An 8,800-nucleotide genomic window follows, 5' to 3' on the forward strand; every position below is an offset into this window, starting at 1 on the left:
TCGTCGACGCCCTGGTCGAGTATTCACTTCTGCCGCACACAATGATGGAGTAGACCCGCCGCCTGTTGAACGTCCGTCGCGATCGGGATGCGTCCCGAGCACGGAGTCGACAGGTTCGATCCCACGGATGCGCTGTTGTAGGTGGAGGTACCAGCAGGACGGTCGAGACGTCACATTCTCATTTTTGCAACTCAAGGAATCGACTAGCGGAGCAGCGGTCGGAGCGGCTCGCGTTCTGTCCCACCCTCCACATCGACATTCGTCTCATAACGAAGCCGCCGTCGTCACCGGTGTCTCGTTGGGCATTGGCGCTGAACTCGCCCGGGTGCGGGATCAGGCCTTTGGCGCGGAAACCATGTCGGGTGCTGCGACGCTGTTTCTTGTCGGAGATGCGGGCGTTAAATGATCCGGTCCGTATACTGTGGAGGCATAAACGATGGGTCAATCTGTATTAATAACTCCGTATATGTGACGCAGCGTACTATCATTAAACAGGCAAATGTAAACCCGGGCAGCTAAGTATTATGACCTACTTGATATTAACAGTCGCATTGAAGTTGTCTCTTGTAGTAATTAAGCTTATAAATACTATAATGTAGCTTTAGGCACTATGAGACGTTGCCGATACCTTTTTTCGAGGAAAAGCTTGGTTTAATGACGAACACGCACTCTTTCATACGCCGTTGCCTGTGCTTCCTTCTTATCGTGGGTATGCTCATGGCATGCACGTCGGCTGAAGTCGTGTCCAACAAAGACCCGGACTACTCGGCCACGATTGAACGTCTGCATTTGCAGACGGCCATTAGCAGCGACCTTGACGATCTCGCGGAGCGTGCATCCGAAAAACTTCGTTTATCTCTTGTCTCCTACGGTATCGGGACGACGGTGAATCATCGAGCGTACACGCCGGACACTGAGAAGGAAAACGAGGAAGGCCCACGCCTCGAGAAAGAAGAAGCGCTCGTTGTTCCGTACGATGAGGCGAGGCGTTCAGATGCTTCGCACGTACTCCTGATTGAGGAAAAAAGTCAGTCAGAAAATACGACTTATCAACCGCCAACGGGTCCTACGGGCGGAATGACGAGCACGACCCACCAGACGTATTCCTTTGAGGCAAGTCTCTACGACGTGAACCTGGAAAAGCGTATCTGGCGAGCCGATGTGACAGCGAAGGGGACAAAGACGACCAGCCAGTCGATGGAAGCGGAGGTGATGGCCGAAAAAATGATGGAGAGTCTCGCGGATGACGGCCTTCTGCCTCCAATGCTGACAGACGGTGCATCGGGGACGTCTCGATGATCGTGTGCCGTTTACATCGACATTCCTTTACTCACATAGAAAAAGGAGATGAGACGGTGTTGAACGTGGTTTACTTATCGTTCCGTCGTTCGCTCGCTCTAACGGTAAATACTCCCCATGGTCTCGTACTCCGTGTCGAAGAGGTTGTCTTCCGCGAAATGTGGTTCCCTCGTGTCTTTTAGGCCCTGGATCCTTTTTCTATTGATGATCACCATAGTACTGACGTCCTGTGGACCGGGCCTGCAGACGACGACGCGATCCACCGTCGCTGACGACTTCTCGGTTCCCGTTGAGCAACTCTTCATCTCTGTTGAATCTGCGGATGTGATTGTTTCGGATGAGCTGGCACGAGCGTTGAAAGCAGCCCTCTCCGATTACGGGGCGGATGCGGAATGGCGTGTCTACGAGAATCTCGAACTCGAAGACACACCGGGTCTCGACGACGCGAAAGAAAAACAGCGGCCGTATGCACTACTCTTAACATTCAACGAGCGAAGGATGGACGCCCGTAGTATTCCTGAAACACAGGGTCCTATTCTGATCAACGTAGATGCCAGTCTATACGACGTTAGAACAAACGGTCGCGTGTGGCGAGGGGTTGTCGAAACGTTTGAGGGGGAGTCCTTCCTTGCCGACCGAATCGCAAAAGAACTCGTCGAGGCTATGAAAAGCGATGGGGTAATAGGTAGAGAAGAAGAGGAGCGTGGGGAAGACTGAGAGAGGCGCGACCTCCAGCTCGGCCGCGAACGTCATTTTCGGTTTCACTGGGTCGTGATTCCGTGTGTCGATTCCGAAGCTGACTCCTGTACGGGAAGGAACCGATGGGTACCCGGCGGACGCGTTCGATCGCGCGACGACGGAACCTGAATAGTTTGCATCGCGTGCAGGCGGCCGCTATCCGACTTCGTTTCCCGTCTCCTCGATCCCTTCTGATCGTGTCTCCTAGCGAAACCGTCCTCGTCACCGGTGCCTCGTCCGGCATCGGCGCTGAACTTGCTCGCTGCTTCGCCCGTGATGGGGCAGATCTCGTCCTGCTCGCTCGGCGGGAGGATGCACTGAACGACCACGCGTCGTTCCTGCGCGACACGTTCGGCATAGCAGCGCACGTTCTTCCAAGGGACCTCAGCACGCCCGGCGTAGGGCGCGGGGTGGTAGAGCGACTCGACGAGATGGGGCTAACCGTGGATGTGCTGGTGAACAACGCGGGCTTTGGGACCCGCGGGTCGTTCGCCGACGCCGATGAACAGAAGCAACTCGATATGATCGGCGTGAATGTCAGCGCGCTAACGCACCTTACCCGGCTCTTGCTTCCGGGGATGCTCGAACGGGGACGGGGCGGCGTGTTGAACGTCGGCTCGACGGCCGGATTTCAGCCTGGCCCGAACATGGCGGTCTACTACGCCACGAAGGCATACGTCCTGTCGTTTTCGGAGGCGCTGGCGCAGGAGGTTGCCGGACGCGGGGTCACGGTTACATGTCTGGCGCCCGGCCCGACGAAAACAGATTTCGCTGATCGGGCGGGTATGAACAACGCGCTTCTCTTTGAGTCCGGCGCGGCGATGTCGTCGAGCGCCGTGGCCTCGCACGGCTACGAGGCCTTCCGGCGCGGAGACTCCCTCGCGGTGCCGGGCCTTTCCAACAAGGCTGGCGCCTTCGCCACGCGGTTCCTCCCGCGTTCGGTGGCGAGCAAGGTGGCGGCCTATCTGCATGGCGATGAATGATTCGCGGATGCAGAGGTCCGACGAAGACGTCTTCTCTTGCGGCTGAATGGCGTTTCATGTCCGTCGTGGCGACCCCGATCTCTTCCGACGGTCTTTGCAACCTCGGCTGTCGGCCATCGTTTGCGTCGTGTTTCGGAGCGGGCCCGCTCAGGCCCGCTCGCCCGACGAATTTCCGTCACCAGTCCTGCGTCTCATGAATCGCCGATCGATCCCTGCCCGCCTGCTTCGCGGTGCCCTGCTCGTCAGCCTGCTCCTCGTCTTCGTCCCCCTTTCCTCGCACGCTCAGGAGGACGCGCTGGACACCCAGCGTATCATCGACAACCTGAAGATGGAGATTCCGCAGCTTCGGCAGACCGGGCAGGTGTCGCTCAGTTCGTTCTCGGAAAGCGACGTTGAAGGATTCAAGCGGGCGACTCTGACGGTCAACGGTCGCCAGATCCCGATGCTGATCACGCCGGACGGGGCGAAGGCGCTGCTGCTCGCTGGACCGCCGATCGACGTCAGCCGCACCCTGGAGGAGGTGAACCAGGCCATGGCGGACGAGGCGTCCGAGCGCGGGGCTACCCTCGCCCGTGCTACCGAGGGCATGCCCGTCCGCGGCCCGGCCGATGCCCCGGTCACGCTGGTCGAGTTCTCGGATTTTCAGTGCCCGTATTGCGCCCGCGCATCCGATCTCGTGAACGAGCTTCTTTCACGCTATCCCGAAACGCTAAACGTCGTGTACGTGCACTATCCGCTTCCCATGCACGAGTGGGCGCGTCCGGCCGCCATAGCATCGCAGTGCGCGGCCCGGCAGAGCGATGATGCCTTCTGGACACTGCATGACGCGTACTTCGCGGAGCAGAGCGACCTTACGCCGGACAACGTGATGGCGAAGAGCGAAAGCTACCTCGCAGAGGCGTCGATCGACATGGAGGCGTGGAAGACGTGCGCGCAGGACGAGACGTCGTCCGCACACGAGGAAGTACAGCAGACCATCACGGCAAACATGCAGGCCGGCCAGGAGGTCAATGTGACCGGGACGCCTTCCTTTTACATCAATGGGGAGAAGGTGCAGGGAGCGCGGTCGATCGAGGCCTTCACTCGCCGCATCGAGCAGGCCGCTACGGCCGCGGAAGGCAACTGACCGGTCTCTCTGCTCTGCCGCCTGAATCCGTACCCAACCGTTCTGCCCATGATGCGCCCGGCCTCGCTTCTCGCTACTATTCTCACCGCATTTGTCCTGCTGGCGGGATGCGGCGATACCTCCACTGCGCCCGATGTTGACGAAGGGAAGATTCTCGCCAACCTCCGCCTTGAGATTCCTCAGGTTCGCGATGCGGATTCTCTGCGGATCGATTCCCTTCGCAAAAGCTCGCTTGATGGGTTCTACCGCGCCCAACTCGTGGTGAACAACCAGAATCGTGTGCTCGTGATGATCCGCGAGGACGAGTCGGAAGTGTTGCTTCTGGCCGGACCGCCGCTCGACGTCGGGCGATCCGCAGAACAGATGCAGGCTTCGCAGCAGCAGGAAAGCGAGGCTCGAGCCGACGTCCTGCAGCGCGCGTCGGAAGGCATGCCCGCCCTCGGCCCTGCGGACGCCCCCGTCACGCTGATCGAGTTTTCGGACTTTCAGTGCCCCTACTGTGCACGAGCGACGACGCTGGTCGACCAGCTGCGCGAGCGCTATCCGGACCGGCTGCGTGTTGTGTTCATGCACTTCCCGTTGTCCTCGCACGAATGGGCGCGTCCGGCCGCGATGGCCGCACAGTGCGCGGCCCGGCAGGATGAGGAGGCATTCTGGCGGCTACACGACTTCTACTTCTCCAATCAGGACGCGCTGACGCCGGGGAACGTGATGGAGAAAAGCGAATCCATCCTGGCCGAGACGGCCGTCAACGTGGATGACTGGAAGACCTGCGCGACGGATCGCACCTCCGACGTGCATCGATCCGTCGCACGTCAGGTGAATGCCTCGCTGGAGGCCGGAAAGGAGGCCGGCGTGACCGGGACGCCGTCGTTCTTTGTGAACGGCGAAAAAGTCCAGGGCGCCCGGACGGTGGACGCCTTTGCTCGGAAGATCGAAGCGGCGGGAGGGGATTGAGGATCGGGGATTGGAGATCTTGGATTGAGGGTTGCGGAGGATCGGTCGAGACGCTTGGGTTCGGCCGGCGTACGATCGGTGCGACCTAAGTGCTCTGTTTCTTTTGCGGCTTATCGGACATCGTGATGGTTCTTCTTGCGATTGAGACCGCTACGCACACGTGCGGCGCCGCGTTGTACGTAGACGACGGGGTCGTTGCGGAGGCCCACATGCACCGGCCGCGTGCGCATGCACGCCACCTGACGCCGCTGATTGAAGAGGTGCTGGCGCGTGCGGAGGTCGGGCGCGATGAAATCGACGTGGTCGCCGTGTCAAAGGGGCCGGGGTCGTACACGGGCCTTCGGATTGGCGTCAGCACCGCCAAGGGCTGGGCCGAAGCCGTTGGCGCGGACCTCATTGGGGTGCCGACATTGGAGGCCCTGGCGGCAACGGTCAGTCCGTACGCCAGGGAGGGCGACATCGTTTGTGCGGCCCTCGATGCTCGGCGAGACGAAATATACGGTGCGGCCTACCGCGTTCGCGGCGGCGGGCGATCAGACCATACACAGAACACCGGCCCCGCGGCCCGGCTCACGATCCAGGCCGCTGCCGCAGCCATGAAGGTCGCGCACGTCCCGGACTGGCTGGGCGTGTCGGGCAACCGCGTGTGGCTTCTCGGAACCGGAGCGGAGAAGACCGAGTCAGCGCTCGAATCGGCCGGTGTTCAGGTGACGCGCCTTGCTGCCGAGGCGTCCCGTCCCTCTGCCGCCTGGGTGGCGCGCTGCGCGGCCGAGCGGCTCCGCCGCGAACAGAACCCAGAGCCATCGACCTTTGAGCCCATGTACCTGAAGGCATTTCAAGTCGGAGGGTAGAGACGGGGACGCGCCGCGACCTCACCTGGGAGCGCAGATGCGCGACGGAATTTCACGCGGACCGCGAGCGTGGATTTGGACATTGGCGCCGGTGATCCAGATTATGGAATGTCTGTCGCGGTTCGCCCCCGCCGCCCGATTCTATTCGACTGTCTTTACGTGACTCGACGATCGCTCCGCCATGCCGTGGTTCAAGCGCAAGAAAGCCGGCATCCTCACGACCCGGAAGGAACAGAATGAGGTACCGGAAGGGCAGTGGGTGAAATGCCCGAAGACGGGAGAGATCATCAACCGGCGCGAACTGGAGGAGAATCTGCTGGTCTTCCCGAGTTCCGGCTACCACTTCGGGATGAGCAGCGGGCGGTACTTCGACTTCCTCTTCAACGATGGGGAGTACGAGGTCCACGACACCGACCTCGTCAGCGTCGATCGGCTCGACTTCGAAGATCGCAAACCGTACGACCAGCGGTTGGAGAAGGCTCGTCAGAAAACCGGGCAGAACGATGCCGCCCGCGCCGCCACCGGCCGAATGGGCGAGCATGACGTATCCATGGCCTGCATGGACTTCAGCTTTATCGGTGGGTCGATGGGCTCGGTGGTCGGGGAAACCATCGCCCGCGCCATCAAGCGCGCCTACACCCGCGAGATTCCGCTCGTTATCATCTCTCAAAGCGGGGGAGCACGGATGATGGAGGGCGCGCTCAGTCTCATGCAGATGGCGAAAACGAGTGCCCACCTCGCGCGCCTCGACGAGGCCGGATTGCCATATATTTCCGTTCTTACGCACCCGACGACGGGAGGCGTGACGGCGTCCTTTTCGATGCTCGGCGACATTCACATCGCCGAGCCAGAGGCCCTCATCGGCTTTGCGGGCCCCCGCGTCATCCGGGAAACGATCGGCTCCGATCTACCGGACGGCTTCCAACGCTCGGAGTTCTTGCTTGAGCGCGGATTTGTGGACATGGTCGTCGACCGTCGTCGCCTCCGCCAGCGCATCGTTCACCTGTTCGACCTGCTGATGGCGTAGTGCGACGGCAGTACGCTCGGTAGTACCTCTGATGCGAAGCAGTGTACCCCACGCCTGCTGCTGGCTGCGGCAGGCGCGTTCTGTTCGTGGCGGGTCGCTCGCTCGAACGGCTTCATGTAATGTGCCTGTCTAGGACGCACGGTTAGGTTATCTTAGATAAACCTGTGTGTCTCCGGTCCGTTGCGTGTAACATGATCGCACCCGGGATACGTGCCTTCGATGAGTCGCCTTCTCTGGGTGAATCGACGCTTCGTTTTCTTTCAGGTATTTCTATTTTCCATGTTCCCTCGTCTCACAGCCGCGCTCGCCGGACTCCTATTTTTCACCCTCATTCCGGCGACGGCCGTCGGGCAAGAGACCGGGGACGATCCCCCGACGTCGCCGCCAGGATACGCGACACCGTCGGACGTGACCGACATCACCCGGTATCGTCTGCCGACGTGGTCCTACACGAACCTGTGGTTGAACGTATCGAGTAGCGGGAGTCGATCCACGCGATCGACAGACCTGCAGGACCCGCTTCAGATCGATCGCGAACAGACGCGCTCGTCTCTCGCAACCTCTTTCCGCCCCGAAGCGGAGACATTTTACGAGAGTGAGCAGCGGACCTTTGAACTCCGCGTCACGCCCGTTTTCGATTACGATCGGCGCACGCAGGATGAAGAGGCCGGCAACGCGAGCAGAGAGGAGGATGTGCGCACCGTCACGTCCGCGATTGGTGTGGATCTGGAGTGGAACGAGTACGTCCAGGAGAATTTCTTTCTAGCCGCGCGCACGTCCAACCAGGCCGCGTACCTGAATCGCTCGACGACCATCAACGAGCCGCTGTCGCCGGAAGATGACGTACAGAACCTCGGCGTCGTGTACGCAAGCCGCGCCCGGCTCGGCGTCGGCTTCGGACGTGTTCGCGACGTGACACCGGTGGTTCGCGCACTGCGTGTCAGAGAACGCCTCCGGGCACTGGGACGGGAAGAGGTAATGGGAGCCGATGCGGTTCAAGCGGCCGCGCAGGCGTTCGCACGGCGTCCGGGGTATACGGCGATCTATGATCGGCCGGACAAGTACTTCTGGAACGACCTGTTCTCCGGGATTGGCAATACCGCCGACGGGCTTGCGCCGGGTGAGGTCTTCTTCGTTGCCGAGGCCCTGCAGGAACCGGTCGCGCGTCGACTCGAGGGAGGGGAGGTCCGCGTCGGGCTGACGCTGGATTACGAGAACGAACTCGACCGAACCGAGGACAACGGGATCCTGAGCCAACGCAGTCGCACCATCGACTCTGCGTACGGCGTCTTTGCGTCCGGAGAGTATTTCACGAACCTGGGGCTCCGTCAGCAGATCGGATTCGTCCTGGACGGGCAGTATCTACGTCCAACCGAGGACGACCGGATTGCCGACTCCCGATCCAGGATCACGCTCGATGCAACCTGGCTCTATGACGTTGCGGATCGGTTTCAGCTGGACACGCAGGTGAACGCCCGGTACAACCGTATCAGTCGGGTGGAGCCGTTTGAGGCTCAGGAGTGGACGCTCGGTGCAAACGTACAGACGGATGCACGCGTGTTTATCGAGAACCGCCTGCTTCTGACTGCGGGGGTGGGGTACGCGTACGACTACGAAGACCAGGAAGACTTCGGGGATCAAACGTCCCACGGCATGTTCTTCGACGTCGGCGTTCGGTACTACCTCTTCCGGAGCCTGAACATCTGATGCGGACAGGCCCCCCACCTCCACCACCGTCGCACGGCCGTGCGACGGTGGTGGGGGGGGGGGGCCTGTCCGCATCAGATGTTTAGGCTCCGGAAGAGGTAGTACCGAACGC

Annotated in this window: 8 protein-coding genes; all 8 read left to right on the forward strand. The window is 60.8% G+C overall.

Annotation, left to right across the window (positions count from 1 at the left end; genetic code table 11):
• The first annotated feature begins 717 nt into the window (after positions 1-717).
• The 8 genes from ACFCU0_RS08965 (at position 718) to ACFCU0_RS09000 (ending at position 8,688) form a co-directional block, all read left to right on the forward strand.
• A complete protein-coding gene (locus tag ACFCU0_RS08965; protein ID WP_434973326.1) occupies positions 718-1,299 on the forward strand; it encodes a hypothetical protein in 582 nt (193 codons plus the stop codon).
• Between the two features lie 117 nt (positions 1,300-1,416).
• Complete coding sequence (locus ACFCU0_RS08970) at positions 1,417-2,016, forward strand: hypothetical protein (RefSeq protein ID WP_434973327.1); 600 nt, start codon at positions 1,417-1,419, stop codon at positions 2,014-2,016.
• 218 nt (positions 2,017-2,234) lie between these two features.
• Complete coding sequence (locus ACFCU0_RS08975) at positions 2,235-3,020, forward strand: SDR family NAD(P)-dependent oxidoreductase (RefSeq protein ID WP_434973328.1); 786 nt, start codon at positions 2,235-2,237, stop codon at positions 3,018-3,020.
• A 193-nt stretch (positions 3,021-3,213) separates the two neighbouring features.
• Positions 3,214-4,146, forward strand: a complete 933-nt coding sequence (locus tag ACFCU0_RS08980) for a thioredoxin domain-containing protein (protein ID WP_434973329.1) — start codon at positions 3,214-3,216, stop codon at positions 4,144-4,146.
• 48 nt (positions 4,147-4,194) lie between these two features.
• Positions 4,195-5,103, forward strand: a complete 909-nt coding sequence (locus ACFCU0_RS08985) for a DsbA family protein (RefSeq protein WP_434973330.1) — start codon at positions 4,195-4,197, stop codon at positions 5,101-5,103.
• Positions 5,104-5,228: 125 nt separating this feature from the next.
• Positions 5,229-5,954: a tRNA (adenosine(37)-N6)-threonylcarbamoyltransferase complex dimerization subunit type 1 TsaB gene (tsaB, locus tag ACFCU0_RS08990; protein WP_434973333.1), complete on the forward strand. Its 726-nt coding sequence runs from the start codon at positions 5,229-5,231 to the stop codon at positions 5,952-5,954.
• Between the two features lie 181 nt (positions 5,955-6,135).
• Positions 6,136-6,981 carry an acetyl-CoA carboxylase, carboxyltransferase subunit beta gene (gene accD, locus ACFCU0_RS08995; RefSeq protein WP_434973331.1) on the forward strand — a complete coding sequence of 282 codons (846 nt, stop codon included), beginning with the start codon at positions 6,136-6,138 and terminating at the stop codon, positions 6,979-6,981.
• Positions 6,982-7,260: 279 nt separating this feature from the next.
• A complete protein-coding gene (locus ACFCU0_RS09000) occupies positions 7,261-8,688 on the forward strand; it encodes a hypothetical protein (RefSeq protein ID WP_434973332.1) in 1,428 nt (475 codons plus the stop codon).
• Positions 8,689-8,800: the final 112 nt, after the last annotated feature.

The organism is Longibacter sp., assembly GCF_051155795.1.
In the GTDB taxonomy this organism is placed as follows: domain Bacteria; phylum Bacteroidota; class Rhodothermia; order Rhodothermales; family Salinibacteraceae; genus Longibacter.

Bases quoted from the DNA above. Each gene is read 5' to 3' on its own strand.
- ACFCU0_RS08965 (WP_434973326.1), top strand. From the start codon at position 718: ATGGCATGCACGTCGGCTGAAGTCGTGTCCAACAAAGACCCGGACTAC.
- ACFCU0_RS08970 (WP_434973327.1), top strand. From the start codon at position 1,417: ATGGTCTCGTACTCCGTGTCGAAGAGGTTGTCTTCCGCGAAATGTGGT.
- ACFCU0_RS08980 (WP_434973329.1), top strand. From the start codon at position 3,214: ATGAATCGCCGATCGATCCCTGCCCGCCTGCTTCGCGGTGCCCTGCTC.
- ACFCU0_RS08985 (WP_434973330.1), top strand. From the start codon at position 4,195: ATGATGCGCCCGGCCTCGCTTCTCGCTACTATTCTCACCGCATTTGTC.
- tsaB (WP_434973333.1), top strand. From the start codon at position 5,229: ATGGTTCTTCTTGCGATTGAGACCGCTACGCACACGTGCGGCGCCGCG.
- accD (WP_434973331.1), top strand. From the start codon at position 6,136: ATGCCGTGGTTCAAGCGCAAGAAAGCCGGCATCCTCACGACCCGGAAG.
- ACFCU0_RS09000 (WP_434973332.1), top strand. From the start codon at position 7,261: ATGTTCCCTCGTCTCACAGCCGCGCTCGCCGGACTCCTATTTTTCACC.